The sequence below is a fragment of the Amycolatopsis acidicola genome (assembly GCF_007713735.2).
Taxonomy (GTDB): Bacteria; Actinomycetota; Actinomycetes; order Mycobacteriales; family Pseudonocardiaceae; genus Amycolatopsis_E; species Amycolatopsis_E acidicola.
The window spans coordinates 82,500-95,882 of sequence record NZ_VMNW02000016.1; the positions used below are offsets into that span (position 1 = coordinate 82,500).

14 protein-coding genes are annotated in these 13,383 nt (G+C 68.3%); 7 read left to right on the forward strand and 7 right to left on the reverse strand.

From position 1 onward, the window contains the following. The first annotated feature begins 106 nt into the window (after positions 1-106). The 3 genes from FPZ12_RS13990 to FPZ12_RS14000 all read left to right on the forward strand — a co-directional run bounded on the left by FPZ12_RS13990 (position 107) and on the right by FPZ12_RS14000 (position 3,223). Positions 107-1,396: an MFS transporter gene (locus tag FPZ12_RS13990; RefSeq protein ID WP_144746027.1), complete on the forward strand. Its 1,290-nt coding sequence runs from the start codon at positions 107-109 to the stop codon at positions 1,394-1,396. Between the two features lie 736 nt (positions 1,397-2,132). Continuing rightward, positions 2,133-2,858, forward strand: a complete 726-nt coding sequence (locus FPZ12_RS13995; RefSeq protein WP_144746026.1) for a hypothetical protein — start codon at positions 2,133-2,135, stop codon at positions 2,856-2,858. Next, a complete protein-coding gene (locus FPZ12_RS14000; protein ID WP_144746025.1) occupies positions 2,858-3,223 on the forward strand; it encodes a GntR family transcriptional regulator in 366 nt (121 codons plus the stop codon). The genes FPZ12_RS13995 and FPZ12_RS14000 overlap by 1 nt, the downstream gene beginning before the upstream one ends. Before the next feature lie 301 nt (positions 3,224-3,524). On the opposite strand, the gene FPZ12_RS14005 is transcribed toward FPZ12_RS14000, so the two are convergent. Together FPZ12_RS14005 and FPZ12_RS14010 are read right to left on the reverse strand one after the other, a co-directional pair. Further along, positions 3,525-3,713: a hypothetical protein gene (locus FPZ12_RS14005; RefSeq protein ID WP_144746024.1), complete on the reverse strand. Its 189-nt coding sequence runs from the start codon at positions 3,711-3,713 to the stop codon at positions 3,525-3,527. Further along, entirely contained in the window at positions 3,710-4,591 is an 882-nt protein-coding gene (locus tag FPZ12_RS14010) for a hypothetical protein (RefSeq protein WP_150980322.1), read from the reverse strand. The genes FPZ12_RS14005 and FPZ12_RS14010 overlap by 4 nt, the downstream gene beginning before the upstream one ends. A 139-nt stretch (positions 4,592-4,730) precedes the next feature. Between FPZ12_RS14010 and FPZ12_RS14015 the strand changes: the two genes are divergently transcribed. Next, positions 4,731-6,104, forward strand: a complete 1,374-nt coding sequence (locus FPZ12_RS14015; RefSeq protein WP_144746022.1) for an amino acid permease — start codon at positions 4,731-4,733, stop codon at positions 6,102-6,104. Between the two features lie 136 nt (positions 6,105-6,240). Here the strand turns inward: FPZ12_RS14015 and FPZ12_RS14020 are convergent, their stop codons facing one another. From FPZ12_RS14020 to FPZ12_RS14030, 3 genes are all read right to left on the reverse strand, one after another. Further along, positions 6,241-7,725, reverse strand: a complete 1,485-nt coding sequence (locus tag FPZ12_RS14020) for a peroxidase family protein (protein WP_144746021.1) — start codon at positions 7,723-7,725, stop codon at positions 6,241-6,243. 253 nt (positions 7,726-7,978) lie between these two features. Next, positions 7,979-8,380, reverse strand: a complete 402-nt coding sequence (locus FPZ12_RS47095) for a DNA glycosylase AlkZ-like family protein (RefSeq protein WP_424923604.1) — start codon at positions 8,378-8,380, stop codon at positions 7,979-7,981. A 412-nt stretch (positions 8,381-8,792) separates the two neighbouring features. Next, positions 8,793-10,250, reverse strand: coding sequence for an MFS transporter (locus FPZ12_RS14030; RefSeq protein WP_144746020.1), 1,458 nt, complete (start codon positions 10,248-10,250; stop codon positions 8,793-8,795). A gap of 80 nt (positions 10,251-10,330) precedes the next feature. Between FPZ12_RS14030 and FPZ12_RS14035 the strand changes: the two genes are divergently transcribed. The 3 genes from FPZ12_RS14035 to FPZ12_RS14045 all read left to right on the forward strand — a co-directional run bounded on the left by FPZ12_RS14035 (position 10,331) and on the right by FPZ12_RS14045 (position 12,500). Continuing rightward, a complete protein-coding gene (locus FPZ12_RS14035; RefSeq protein ID WP_144746019.1) occupies positions 10,331-10,963 on the forward strand; it encodes a TetR/AcrR family transcriptional regulator in 633 nt (210 codons plus the stop codon). 378 nt (positions 10,964-11,341) lie between these two features. Beyond that, entirely contained in the window at positions 11,342-11,689 is a 348-nt protein-coding gene (locus FPZ12_RS14040) for an SEFIR domain-containing protein (protein WP_144746018.1), read from the forward strand. Then, on the forward strand, positions 11,682-12,500 hold the full coding sequence (locus FPZ12_RS14045; RefSeq protein ID WP_144746017.1) for a hypothetical protein: 819 nt from the start codon (positions 11,682-11,684) through the stop codon (positions 12,498-12,500). Before FPZ12_RS14040 ends, FPZ12_RS14045 begins: the two co-directional genes overlap by 8 nt. Here FPZ12_RS14045 and shbA read toward each other — a convergent pair. Together shbA and FPZ12_RS14055 are read right to left on the reverse strand one after the other, a co-directional pair. Next, entirely contained in the window at positions 12,497-13,114 is a 618-nt protein-coding gene (gene shbA / locus FPZ12_RS14050; protein WP_144746016.1) for an RNA polymerase sigma factor ShbA, read from the reverse strand. The genes FPZ12_RS14045 and shbA overlap by 4 nt on opposite strands. Beyond that, the gene (locus FPZ12_RS14055; protein ID WP_144746015.1) at positions 13,111-13,380 is read right to left on the reverse strand and encodes a hypothetical protein; all 270 of its coding nucleotides are present in this window, start codon (positions 13,378-13,380) and stop codon (positions 13,111-13,113) included. Before FPZ12_RS14055 ends, shbA begins: the two co-directional genes overlap by 4 nt. Between the last annotated feature and the right edge of the window lie 3 nt (positions 13,381-13,383).

Consider the following 13,383-nt stretch of genomic DNA (forward strand, 5'->3'; position numbering starts at 1 on the left):
AAAGGGCACGAAACCATTGTGCTGAAGCTGCGCAGGACGCATACTTCCGGCACCTTTTATCCGAAATGTTCCGCACAGCGGAACGGTGGACAATGAGGTAACCACCATGCGCCAACACTTCCGCTGGGCCACGGTCGCCATGATCGTCGTCCTCGTCGTGATCAACTACATCGACCGCAGCGCGATTTCGTATGCGGTCAAACCCCTCGAGGCCGAGTTCGGCATCGACTCCGCCGGGTACGGCATCATCAGTTCCGCGTTCTCCATCGGGTACATGGTGTTCGCGTTCCTGGCGGGGCCACTCGTCGACAAGTACGGCCCGCGCCGGATCCTGTTGGTGGGCATGGTCTTCTGGTCGATCGCCACCGCGATCACGCCGATCTCGGGCGGGTTCACCGGGCTGCTGCTGATCCGGATCGTGCTCGGCGCGGGCGAAGCGCCGTGCTTCCCCGCGGCGACGCGGACGATCAGCCGCTGGCTGCCGAGCGTCGAGCGTGGTTTCGCGCTGGCGCTCGTCGGCGGGGTCGCGGTGTCCGGCAGCCTGCTGATCGGCGGGCCGATCGTCACGCAGCTAATCGCCGGCCTCGGCTGGCGTGGGATGTTCTGGGTGCTGGCCGCGCTCGGCGTGCTGTGGGCGCTGGTCGCAGTCGGGTTGCTGTACAACACCCCGGCGGCGTCGCCGCGCGTCTCGGCTGCCGAGCGCGCGCACATCGAGGCCGGACAGCTGGCCGAGGAAGTCACCGAGACTCAGGAGAAGGTGAACTGGCGGCGGATCCTCACGAACCGCAACCTGTGGATCGTCGGCGTCGGGTATTTCGCCTGGGGCTTCATTTTCTGGGCGTTCATGTACTGGCTGCCGGAGTATTTCTCGTCCTCGTACAACCTGAGCATCAAGCAGGTCGGCGCGTTCACCATCGCGCCTTGGGCGGCGGGCGTGGTCGGCGCGATCGTCGGTGGCGTGCTGGTGGACCGCGTGTTCGCCAGGACGGGGCGCATCCGCAGCCGGTTCACGATCATGGGCGTCGCGCTGCTGCTGGCCGGGGCCGCGCTCATCCCGATCATCGTCGCGCCGGGGCTCGTCACGGCCGTCGTGTTCATCTCGATCGGTGTCGGGTGCGGGTTCGTGACCGGCGGGATCTGGTGGGTCGCCGCGATCGACGCGGAACCGAGCCACCCCGGCAGCGCCGCCGGCTTCGCGGACGCTTGCTTCGCGCTGTCCGGTGTCGTGGCGCCGCTGGTGATGGGCTTCATCGTGCAGAGCACGGGGACGTTCGCCAGCGGGTTCGTCGTGATGGTGGTCCTGGCGCTCGTCGGGGCGGGGCTGATGCTGTTCGGCACCCGCGAGCCGGCCAGGAACCCCGCCGCGGCCGAGGTCGAGGCGAGTCCTGCGCCGTAGGGGCGTTGGGGCTTTGGCTTGTTGAGGTTTGCTGGACTTGGGGTGGTTGGGCTCGGGGTTGCTGGGCTCGGGGTGACTGGGCTCGGGGTGACTGGGCTCCGGGATGTTGGGCTCCGGGATGTTGGACTCCGGGATGTTGGACTCGGGGTTGCTGGGCTCCGGGTGACTGGGCTCGGCGTTGTTGGGCTTGGCGGCGTCGCGGTGCTTTTGCGCCGTGGCGCCGCTTTGCGGTGCGAGGCTTGCTGTGCGGTGCGAGGGTTGCTGTGCGGCGTGGGGGTTGCTGCGCGGCGTGGCGAAGCTGCGCTGCGGCGTGGCGGCTGCTGCGCCACCCGGCGGTTGCTGCGCGGCCCGGCGGTTGCTGCGCGGCCCGGCGGCTCCTGTGCGGCCCGGCGGCTCCTGTGCGGCCCGGCGGCTCCTGTGCGGCCCGGCGGCTCCCGTGCGGCCCGGCGGCTCCCGTGCGGCCCGGCGGCTCCCGTGCGGCCCGGCGGCTCCCGTGCGGCCCGGCGGCTCCCGTGCGGCGCGGCGAAGCTGCGCCATAGCCCCGCCTACTACGGGCCGGGCCCGCGCAGCCTCGCTCCTTCCGCGCTCCTTCCGCGCTCCTTCCGCGCCGAGGCCCGGCGGCAACCCTGATATAACAACCCACCGGCGCCGCAAGCCCGCCGGGCCGCGCGCCCCGGTTGTGTCGCCCGCCCTCCCTCTTGTATCGTGTCCTTGATACAAGAGGGAGGGCTCGTCCATGAATCTGGAGCGCACGCTCGCGGTGGCCTTCTTCATGGGCCTGTTCGGGCTGGCCATGCTGATCGTGTTGTGGCCGGGGGAAAAGAGCGCTCGGAATATGCTGGCCAAATGGGGCGTGCCGGATCCCTCCGCGGAGGAAACCGTTGTCGCCGTGCGGTATCTGCGCCGTCGCCGCTTCTGGTACCCGTGGCTGTATCTGGTGCTGCCGTTCATCCCGGGCGCGACGGGCCTGAGCGGAAACGAGGCGACGACCACGATCGCCGGCACGCTCTTGTCGGGTGCGCTGCTGGCGGAACTGTTCGCGCAACGCCCGGCTCGCGGCGCACGGCGTGAAGCGGTGCTCGAACATCGTGGCACGCTCGACTTTGCTCCGATGTGGACACTCGTGGTCAGCGCGATCGTCGAACTGGTCGCGTTCGGATACCTGGCCGCGGAACAGCTTTGGGTCACTCTCGCCGTGGCGGTCGTCGCCGTCGCGGCTTCGTGGGCGATCGTCCTGCTCGCTGTCCGCCGCCCGGCCGATGGTACCCGGCGAGCAGATTTGGCGCTGCGCCACCGGAGCGCGCGCGTGGCGCTCGGGTTGGGCATCGGCACCGCGGCCATGGTCTGCTGGCACCCGAACAACTTCCCGACGTTCCTGGCGTTCATCGTCTCGATCGCGGCCATCCTCGCCATCGCCTCGCCGCCGCGGAGGCTGCCGCCGATCGCCGCTCGGGCGGGCTGATGCCGTTCCGCGTCGTCGTCGACACCGAGAACGGTGTCGCTCCCTGGCGCCAGGTGCATGACCAGATCGTCCGCGCGATCTCCGGCGGCGCGCTCGCCGAGGGCACGCGGCTGCCGCCGATCCGCCAGCTGGCAAGGGATCTCGGCCTGGCCTCCGGCACGGTGGCCCGCGCCTACCGTGAGCTGGAAACCTCCGGCTGGGTCAGCACAGCGCGGGCGAAGGGCACGGTGGTGACCGTCCCGTCGGACCGCCCTGACCCTGGCGCCCTGCTGGCGGCCGCGGCCGCGGAGTTCGCCGCCCGCGCACAGGAGTTGGGCGCGGACAGCGAAACCGCGATCGCCGCCGTGAAGGCTCAGTGGCAATGACCGAACACCCCAGCGGTGTTGGACGACAGGCTTCAGTGGCGGTGCCCGTGGAGAGCAGCGCCCGTGAAGGCGGAATTTTGCTGCGGTGACTGGGAAGCTTCAGTGGCGGTGAGGGGCCCGCGCCCGTGAAGGCGGAACTACTGCCGCGGCGGCTGGGAAGCTCCAGTGGCGGTGGAGGGCTAGCGCCGTGAAGGCGGAACTTCTGCTGCGGTGACCGTGAAGGCTCAGTGCCGGTGCCCGGCAACGCCCGTGAACGCCGGGCAGCGGCGAGCGCGCCAGTTCCCCGGCGGCGCCCCGAAACTCACCGGCGTTGACTGGTTTTCCTTGCCACGCCGAGGATCGGGTATCCGGGCAGCCCGACGACGAGCTGGCGCTGCGCCGGATCACCGAGCACCCACAACCGGCCTGTGTCGCGTAGGTTGACGAGGAGGTCGAGCGAGACCCGGACGAACGAGACCTGCGTGACCTGCCCGGTGGGCAGCGTGATCACGGCCGTAGTACTGCCCAGACAAGCGGGTGAAGCTTGATCGGAGCATCGAGGGCGGCCGGGAGTTCGTTCCACGGCTGGGAACGCACGGCGTTCGCGAAGAGCCTGTTGCGGGCGAAAAGCCGCAGCAGGATCAGGACTGTCAGTACCGCGAACACCGCGTCGACGGGCACCATCGCCGCGGCGAGTGCGGCGTCCTCCGTAAGGTCGACCGCGATCAGTGGGACAGCGGCGAGCACGAACACGACAACCGCCGCGACCGAGCTCTGCCACATCGCCCGGACGAACGCGGTCATCACCGGATCCTGAGCAGCCGGGCCGAAAGTACGGGACACACCAGGCAGAATCTCCGAACCGGGGTGCGGCTCGGTCCGCACACGGCCGAACGAGGTGCGGAACATTCCGGGAAGCGCGATCAGCACCCGCCCACGCGCGTTCGGCCCCAGCAGGAACAAGCGCCGCTCCCCCGCGAGAAGTACTCGGTAGGGCCGGGGCAGCCGTGCCACGATCCAGCGCGGCTCGACTCCCGGCACCGCGACGCTGACCCGGCGGCCGGACACCAGCAACTCCCCTTCGCCGAGGGACAGCGCCATGACGGGGAGATCCAGGTATTTCCGGCTCGGCAGCAGGTAACCGAACAGCGCCCAAAACGTCAGCGCCGTGACGAGCACGACCATGACGGCGCCCGTGACGGCAGCGGGCCGCCAGTCCCCGACCGCCGCCAAAGCCAGCAGCCCAGCGCTGACCAGGCCGAAAATCACCGCGCGGGCCACCAACCGGTCACGGGTGGTTTCGTAGGCCGGAACCTCCAGGGGATCGTGCGAGGCCGACAAGCCCACCCGGGGTTCGTAGGTGAGCACTCGTCGGGGAGTCAGTTCCACGATCACCTGTCGTGACTTACGCGATCACCGTTACTCGTTTTCCGCGCTGTTTCCGGAATGCCTCGATCCGCGCCCCGCTGTTGATCACTCTCCGCAACAGGGTTTCGAAGTAGGCGGGGTGTTTGCCAATATCTTACGGATGACGACGGAACCGAGACCTCGTTCGAACCTCCGGCAACGGCATGTCCGCATGATCGCGCTCGGCGGCATCATCGGCGCCAGTCTGTTCATCGGGAGCGGCGCGGTGATCCACACCGTGGGGCCCGCGGCTGTGTTGTCTTATGCGATCGGCGGCCTCCTGGTCGTGCTGGTGATGCGCATGCTCGGCGAAATGGCCGCGGCCTCACCGCGGCTGGGCTCGTTCATGGAGTACGCCCGCGAAGCGCTCGGCGGCTGGGCGGGATTCACGATCGGCTGGCTGTACTGGTACTTCTGGGTCGGCGTGGTGGCTTTCGAAGCCGTCGCCGGGGCGAAGATCCTGGTCGGCTGGGTGCCCGCTGTACCGCAGTGGGTGTTCTCGCTGGTGCTGATGCTTCTCCTCACCGCGACGAACCTGGCTTCGGCGCGATCGTTCGGGGAGACCGAGTTCTGGCTGGCCTCGATCAAGGTGGCCACCATCGTCGTGTTCCTCGTGCTGGGCGTGCTGTTCGTACTGGGCTGGTGGCCGCACGGCACGTTCTCGGTCGGCAATATCGGGCTCGACGGATTCTTCGCCACCGGCGGGTTTTCGGTCGTGCACGGCGTGGTGATCGTGATCTTCTCCTATTTCGGTACCGAGATCGTGACAATCGCCGCCGCGGAATCCGATGAGCCCGCGAAGGCCGTCACCAATGCGACCACCACCACGGCGTGGCGGGTAATCCTGTTCTACGTGGGCTCGGTGGCGCTGATCGTGATGATCACGCCCTGGCGCGACGTCCCGACCGACACCAGCCCCTTCGCCGCCGCGTTCGGCCGGTTCGGTATCCCGGCCGCCCAGACGATCGTCAGCGTTGTGGTGCTCACCGCGGCCCTGTCCGTGCTGAATTCCGGTCTGTATACGGCTTCTCGCATGCTGTTCGCGCTCCGGCGGCACCAGTGGGCACCGCGCTGGATCGCCGACACGAGCCGGCGCGGGGTGCCGTGGAAGGCGATCCTGTTGTCCACCGTGGTGGGCTACGTCGCGGTGATCATGAGCTACGTAGCCCCGGACACCATCTTCTATTTCATCATCAACTCGGCGGGCGCGGTGGCCTTGTTCGTGTACGCCATCATCGCGGGCTCCCAGCTGAAGATGCGCCGCACCCTCGAAACCGAATCGCCCGAGCTGCTCACGTTGCGAATGTGGGGCTATCCGTGGCTGACATGGGTCACCCTTGCCGGGACGCTCGCCGTGGTGATCTCGATGCTGTTCGTCGAGGATGCCCGCTCGCAGTTGTCCCTGAGCGTGATCAGCCTGGCGGTGATCCTGCTGCTGTATCCCTTGGTGCGCCGTCGATCCCGCTCGCGGTCGAACGCAGCGGTTCCCTCATAGTCCGTCAAAGCCATAGTCAGTCAAAGCCATAGTCAGAGTCGCCGTAGACCTGTGCGGCGCGGGTGAAACGCTCGTCCGGCCGAGCGTTTCACCGCGTCACCGCCCTTTCCGCCTCACCGTCCGGTGCCCCGCGAACTCACCGTTCGTCGATCACCCCCGCGATGCGCAGCAGTGCCGCGAGGTCGAAATCGCGGTCACCGAGCGCGAGCGTCGGCCGCCAGGCGGGGAACGCCGAGCGGTACGAGGTCGGGTCGGCGTCGAGGATGCCGATGAGCACCTCGGCCACCAGTCGGCTGCCGACGGGGCCGAGGTGCCGCCCGTCCGCCAGCACCTCGGCCTCCTTCAGGACGTAGTACCAGAGGTAGACCGGCCCCTCGGTGCCCAGCTGCTCGTCGGTCAGCGGGACTTCTCCGATCTTCCTCGCCACGTCCTGCCCGGATGGCAGACCCTGCGTCTCGCTGCGCAGCAGATTCCTGACCACCAGCGAAGCGACCGGCCGCGCGAGCGCGCCGTCCTTGGCGCCGGGCACCGCACTGACCGGCAGATCGAGCAGCTGGCTGTTCAGCGTCGCGTCGATCCGCTTGGCGTACTGCGGCTTCTTCCGCTGCCCGACGTCGAAGAACAAGGTGAAGTCGAGCGCGTGTTCGGCGTCGACCGGGCCGCCGCGGAGGTCGATGCGCGGGGTGGTCCCGGCCTCCGGGTCGTCCGGGAAGATCTTGCCGGTGAAGTTCTCGTTGACGCGGTAGCTCGAGCGCACCGTCGGATGCCCGAACCGGAAGGCGGCGACGGCGAACTCCGCGGGGATGAACGGCCACCTGCCCGGACGGTAGAACTTCGGGCCGTGGCTTTCGACATCCCGCACCACGGCCGCGTCGGCCACCGTCGGCAGGAACTGGTGCACGATGACCCACTGGTAGTGCCAGCGGACCAGTTGCTGCGCCTTCGCGAACAGGTCGTTGTAGTAGTTGTCGACGTCGAGCAGCTGCTCGAGGGTGGCGCCGGGCTGCTCGTCGTCCGGCTCGTCCGGCGGCTTCGGCGCCAGGTGTTCCCCCAGCGCGTCGGTGATCTTCCCCGCCTGCACCAGATCCACGACCCGGTTGTGGAACTTGATCATCGCCAGGTGCAGCTGGGCGAGGATGAGGTTCTCGTCGTTGCGCGGGTCACCGATCAGGGCCACGCCGTCGTCCGTGCGGGCGAGATCGACCCCCTCACGCGAATGCCTCAGCTTGGTGCCGTGGGACTTCGGGTCGTACAGATGACCGCTCACCACCGGGCCGGTGCCGTACACGTTGTCCATGTCGAGCCGGGGCGAGCGGAAGTCCACCAGCCCGTTCGGATCCGCCTGGCGGTCGAACGAGGAGGTGGCGTCGAGCGTGAGGTCGTGGTCGATGAACTGGCCGAAGTACGTGAAACCGGAAGGGAATCCGCGGTTCTGCTGGTCGTCGGTGGTCTGCCCGCCGTCCATGAGGCCGCCGGGCAGGCCGAACCGTTTGGCCATCTCCAGCCCGGTCGGCTTGCGGGCCTGCAGATCCGGGAACATCCGGCCGAAACTGCCCGCGGTGCCGGACGTTCCCGGCGGGATGGTCAGACCGCGCGACAAAGAACCATGTGCCGTAGACATGTTTCACTCCTGAAAAGAGCAGGTGGGAACCAGCACGCGGACGCGGCTGTTCCGCGCACGTGCCGAGAGGAAGGTGTGTCCTACGCGAACGTCAGGAAATCAGTACTGTCAAAGGTAGCCCCCATCGTGAAAAAGCCATGCTCAGCCGCTTGCCCCCGCAAGTGACGAACAACCCCAGTGCTCTGCACGCTACCAACAAACGGCACGTTCGCCAAGCGATATCGCCGAATACGACGGCAGTTCGCCCGATCGACTAATTCGGTCCTTTGTAGACTATTTTAGCAGGACTACGCAACTTTCGTTCCCCCACAAGGAAAGCCGCCAGTTCCTTGCCTTCTTCCACGACCTCCGCGCGTTCGCTGCGGGAGAAGCGGCGCAGCGGACGAACAACCACAGCATCGTCTTCCACCGTCCAGGTCGCTGAGACACGGCCGTCGACCAACACGAAGCGCGCACCCGCGACGGACAGCCCACGGTGCGCGTCATCGATGATGCGAGTGCGGTACTGATAGCCGAGGACCACATAGTGGAAGGCGGTCAGAAACCTAACAGTGGCAGGCATTTCCGGCTCCGGACGCGGCGCGCCGGGGAGGTTGATCAGCTCGCGGCCGCGCTCGTCGCGAAACGTCACCAGCCGGTCGCGGACCGAGGCCACCGCGGCAGGCAATCCGGCCACGCCGGACCGCGCGGAGATCAGCGACGGTCCTGGGCCCGAACGCGGCGCGATAACGGAGCACCAGCGCTTCGCCCGCGGGGTCCCGGCGTGAGAAGGCAGGTGTGCGCAGCGCGATGATTTCGTCTTGGCTGGAAAGGGAAATCGAGCCGCTCGGCCCCGAAGGTGCCCGCTGGGCGAGTTGCTGATCGCCGCCCTGATTCCGATGGCGCCGGTGCCGCCGCGCGGGATCGACTCCGTCGAGTTCGCCGCGATAGACGCCGAGAACCCGTTGGCGCAGCATGGCTTCGTGCCGGGCGCGCACGTCCGGGTCGAACCGCCGGGACGTCGGCACGGTCGAGCAGGTACTGCCGGGCGAGGGTGGTCCGGTTGGGAGCGCGATCGTCCAAAGTGGTCATCGCTGGAGAGTGTCCCCGGAAATGCGGTCAGTTCCCGTCCTCTGCAACGACGCGTCCACGGTTTTCCGCCGTGGCAACAGGAGGCTGGTCAGCAGAGCCGCGGCGAAGAGCGCGAGGCCGAGGAAGAGCGCCGCTTCGGTGGCGGCCGCGAAACCCTCGCCCGCGGCCAGCCCGCCGAAGAACACGGTGCCGGCGGTGGCCGGTCCCGCGGCCGTGCCGAGCTGGACGACGGTGTTCACCACCCCGGAGGCCGCGCCCGCTTCGGCGGCGGCGACTCCCTCGATGGTGATCAGCATCAGCGACGACGCGCCGAGGCCGAGCCCGGCGCCGTAGAGCAGGATCGGGCCGGTCAGCGCCCACGGCGTGAGCCCGTCCCCGATCGACGCCACCACGGCGATCACCCCGCCGGTGGCGGCCATCAGCGCCAGCAGGCCGAACATCGGCAGCCTGCGCCCGAGCTTCGGTGCCAGCGGCATGCCGATCCCGTTGCCCAGCACGATTCCCACCGTCGCGGGCAGCATCGTGAACGCCGTCTTCAGCGGCGAGTAGCCCAGGCCGTTCTGAAGGTGCAGGGTCAGTACGAAGAACGCGCCCATCCCGCAGTAGAAAACCAACATGATGAGCAGGCCCACGGGCAGCTGACGGTGCCGGAAAAGCGTGGGCGGCACCAGCGGGGTGCGCCCCCTGCGTTGTTGGAACCGTTGCCACACAACGAAGAGCGCGATCAGCGGGACGGCTGCGGCCAGTACCGCGAAGATCCACGCCGGCCAGCCCAGCTCACGTCCCTGGACGAGTGGGTAGAGCAAGGCCAGCGAAGCCGCCGCGAGGATCGCCGCAGCCGGCACGTCCACGCCGACGCCCTCGCGGCCGCGGCGGCGAGGCAGCACGAACGCCGCTCCGACCGCCGCGATCAGCGCGAACGGCACGTTGACGAAGAAGATCGCGCGCCATTGCCAGCCGAACAGGTCCGCCTGCGTGAGCAGGCCGCCGAGCAGCGGGCCGGCGAGGCCGCCGAGTGGGAACGTCGCGCCGAAGAATCCCATCGCCCGGCCCTGTTCGGCCGGCGGGAACTCGGCGTGGATGAACGACAGCACCTGCGGCACCATCAGCCCCGCGCACACGCCCTGTGCCACGCGCGAAACGAGCAGCGCCGTGACGTCGGGCGCGGTGCCCGCGGCGAGCGAAGCGGCGCCGAAGCCCGCTGTGCCCAGCACGAACAGCGCGCGGTGGCCGAACCGGTCGCCGAGGCGGCCGCCGGTGATGAGCGTGGCGGCGAACGCGAGCGTGTAGCCCGTGGCCGTCCACTGGAGCGCCGAAGGGGCGGCGCCGAGGTCACGTTGGATGACCGGCAGCGCGATCGTGACGATCTGGCTGTCGACCATGTCCATGAACACCGCGGTCAGCAGCAGGGCCAGCGCGGCCCAGCGTCTGGGATAAGGCCGGATTCCCGTCATGCGGCGAGTGTCATCCGTTCGACTGAGTTTGTCAAACAGATGAATGATTAATTTCCCCGGCCGGATGGCAGAATGGGATCATGAGTACCGACAAGGGGCGCCGCGCGCCCGCGCCGCACGAACGCCAGCGAGACCCGGAGCGGACGAAGGCGCGCATCCTGGAGGCCGCGATCCAGGAGTTCTCCGCGAAGGGGTTCGCCGGCGCGCGGGTGTCCGCAATCGCCGCTCGAGCCGGGGTGAACCAGCAGCTCATCGCCTACTACTTCGACGGAAAGGAAGGGCTGTACCGCGAGATCGGCCGGCAGTGGCGGGCCTACGAGTCGGAGGCGTTCCCCGACGACATGGAGCTGCCGGAGCTGGTCAAGCACTACGTGGGCGCGAGCGTCGACCCGCGGCTCGGTGGGCGCCTGCTGGCGTGGGAAGGCCTGGCGGACACGGGCGAGGACGACGAAGAAGGGCGGGAGCGCAACGCCCGGCTGGCCCAAGAAGTGGCGGCGATGCGCAAACGGCAGGAGTCGGGCGAAATCGACGACCGGTTCGATCCGGCCGCGCTCGTGCTGATCGGGATGAGCGCGGGGAACGCGCTCGCGGTCTACCCGCAACTGGCGCGCGGCCTCTTCGGCGAGGACGCCGATCCGGCGGACGTGGCGGAGCGCTATGGGGATGAACTGGCGCGGTTCATCGGGTTGCTTGTGCGGAAGGCTCGGTCATAGCGCCGTGGGGGCCGGGGCGGCCGGGGAGTCGGCTTCGAAAACGTTTAGCTGTCCCAGGCGACGACTCGGTCGTCCTCGAGCTGCACCTCAGCCGTGACGAATTCTCTGGAAGCGTCGGCCGGTCGCATTTTCTTCCACCGACTCCGCCGCGAGAACCCGCTTGGGCTAGCCGATGTACTTGTCCTCTACCGGTGGCGCTGATCACCGCCGCGATCTCCGTTCCGCCGCTTCCGTGGTGCGATCAAGATCTATCCGGTCGCCGACGGAGATCGGTTACACGGGGCCGGTGCTATGCGGGAGAGGTCCGGGGGTTTCCAGTCGGCTGCTCGGATATCGTCGAGTACGCAGTTCACTGGGCCCGCGTGAAGGAGACCGTTCGTGCGTGTGTTCGTTTCTTACACCCATGACGATGACCGGCATCGTCAGGACGTTCATGAGTTCGCCGAGTTCCTGGTGGCCCAGGGCATCGAAACGGATCTGGACTCCTGGACGGGTACCAGCCGGCAGGATTGGCACGTTTGGGCCACCAAGCACATGTCCGATGCCGACTTCGTGCTCGTCGTCGCTTCGACCGGATACCGCGCGATGGGCGACGGGCTGGGCCCTGCTGGCCAGAATCGTGGCGGGCAGTCGGAAGCGGCATTCCTGCGGGACCGTCTGCAAGTAACCGGGCCGCGTGGACCCAGAGGATCCTGCCGTCGTGCTGCCTGGTCACAGCGTGGATGAGATCCCGCTGTTCCTCCAGCCTTACACGAACGACCACTACCGGGTGGACTCGTTCACGGTGGAAGGTGCCGAAGGGCTGCTCCGCGCGATTACCGGCCAGGCCGCGTACATCAAGCCGCGCCTGGGAAATCTGGTCCGGCTGCCACCTCGGGTCGAGTCCCGCGGCGAGCCTTCATGGCGTTTGCTGCCGGAACCGGCTCCCGTACTGTGGATGGACGAACTGTTCCGCCAGAGCTATCGACCGCAAAAAGCCACCGTCGAACTCCATCTCGCACCGGCCGAGCCGCGTAGTCTGCTGGGGCTTCGGCGGCTTCAGCAACTCGCCGAAGAGCTGGCCGGGCTGGGCCGCGCGAAAGGACTCTTCACACAGCGCCAAGGACTTGAGATCGACTTCTCGGACCAGGCTGCTTGGGCCTACTCGAAAGACTGGAGGACAGGCGAAGCCGGCCTTCTGGTGCACAGGCGCGGCCAGCGAACGTGCTGGTTCAACCTGCCCGATGCGAAGCTCGGGTGGATCCTCGACGAAGCAGACCTTGCCAAGCAGCTCACACGCCACATTCTCGCGCTCCTCCGCATCGCCATCGAAGCGCCGGACGAACTGGCTCCAGCCATCGGGCTGGAACCGACGACCACTGTACGCATCGGCCACCTGAGCGAGGCGTCCGCGACCAGCGCATCTTTCCCGATGGGGCATCGGAACCGGGTCCGGATCGACCCCGTGGAAGCGCTTTCCGTCCACGACCTCCAAGCCCGGACGGCCAGCGTCGCCGATGAGCTCGTGGCAGGGCTCGCTCAGCCTTTCCGGCTTTAGAAATCCCTGTCCGCGGCCAGGCGGCGCAGCTTCTCCAACGCGCGGTGCTGCCGGACCCGCACGTTGCCCGCCGTGATGCCCAGCGCGGCGCCGGTCTCCGCCGCGGACAGGCCGACCACGATCCGCAGGACGAGGATCTCCTGCTGGTCCGCGGGCAGAGTCGCGAGCAAGCTGCCGAGCTGGGCGCCCAAGTCCGCGTTCAGCACATGCGTCTCGGGCTGGCTCTCGACTGGGCCGAACTCCGGGAGTTCAGGTACCGGGTTCGCGCGCTCCCTGGCGATCACCCGGAAGGCGTCGGCGACCTTGTTCGCCGCGATCGCCCGCACCAGGAACAGGAACGAGCCGCCGCGGTCCTGGTACCGGGGAAGCGCTTTCAGGACCGCGAGGCACGCCTCCTGGGCCACGTCATCGGCGGACAAGTACGACAGGTCGCGGCCACCGATGCGGGCCCGGCAGTAGCGGCGGACCACGGGCTTGAGTGTCTCCAACAGAGCCCTCACCGCGCCGGACTCGCCCGTGCGCGCGGCAGCCACGAGTGGGCCGATGGTTTCGCTCACCGGCCGGCCGGGCCCTCGCGGGGAAGCCCGCCGCACGGCCAGTTCCGCAGTGGTCATCGGCCCACTCCCGCCGCGATCCGCATCCGCATCCGCATTTCGCGTACCTGCTGGCACGGCGCCCTGTCAAGGCCGAGCGTTACCGGCAGCCTTCCCCGGCCCAGCGACAGATTCCGGCCCTCCTCGTCGCGGCGGGCGACGGCGACCAGACTCAAGCCCCGTTCCATCGAGCTGGACACCGGCAGCAGCGGGAGCGAGTAGGTCGACAGCGCCGCCCACACATACAGGCAGGCGCCCAGCACGAGTGCGATGATCAGCGCGGTCATGGT

Bases quoted from the DNA above. Each gene is read 5' to 3' on its own strand.
- FPZ12_RS14015 (WP_144746022.1), top strand. From the start codon at position 4,731: ATGACGACGGAACCGAGACCTCGTTCGAACCTCCGGCAACGGCATGTC.
- FPZ12_RS13990 (WP_144746027.1), top strand. From the start codon at position 107: ATGCGCCAACACTTCCGCTGGGCCACGGTCGCCATGATCGTCGTCCTC.
- FPZ12_RS13995 (WP_144746026.1), top strand. From the start codon at position 2,133: ATGAATCTGGAGCGCACGCTCGCGGTGGCCTTCTTCATGGGCCTGTTC.
- FPZ12_RS14000 (WP_144746025.1), top strand. From the start codon at position 2,858: ATGCCGTTCCGCGTCGTCGTCGACACCGAGAACGGTGTCGCTCCCTGG.
- shbA (WP_144746016.1), bottom strand. From the start codon at position 13,114: ATGACCACTGCGGAACTGGCCGTGCGGCGGGCTTCCCCGCGAGGGCCC.
- FPZ12_RS14035 (WP_144746019.1), top strand. From the start codon at position 10,331: ATGAGTACCGACAAGGGGCGCCGCGCGCCCGCGCCGCACGAACGCCAG.
- FPZ12_RS14020 (WP_144746021.1), bottom strand. From the start codon at position 7,725: ATGTCTACGGCACATGGTTCTTTGTCGCGCGGTCTGACCATCCCGCCG.
- FPZ12_RS14055 (WP_144746015.1), bottom strand. From the start codon at position 13,380: ATGACCGCGCTGATCATCGCACTCGTGCTGGGCGCCTGCCTGTATGTG.
- FPZ12_RS14030 (WP_144746020.1), bottom strand. From the start codon at position 10,250: ATGACGGGAATCCGGCCTTATCCCAGACGCTGGGCCGCGCTGGCCCTG.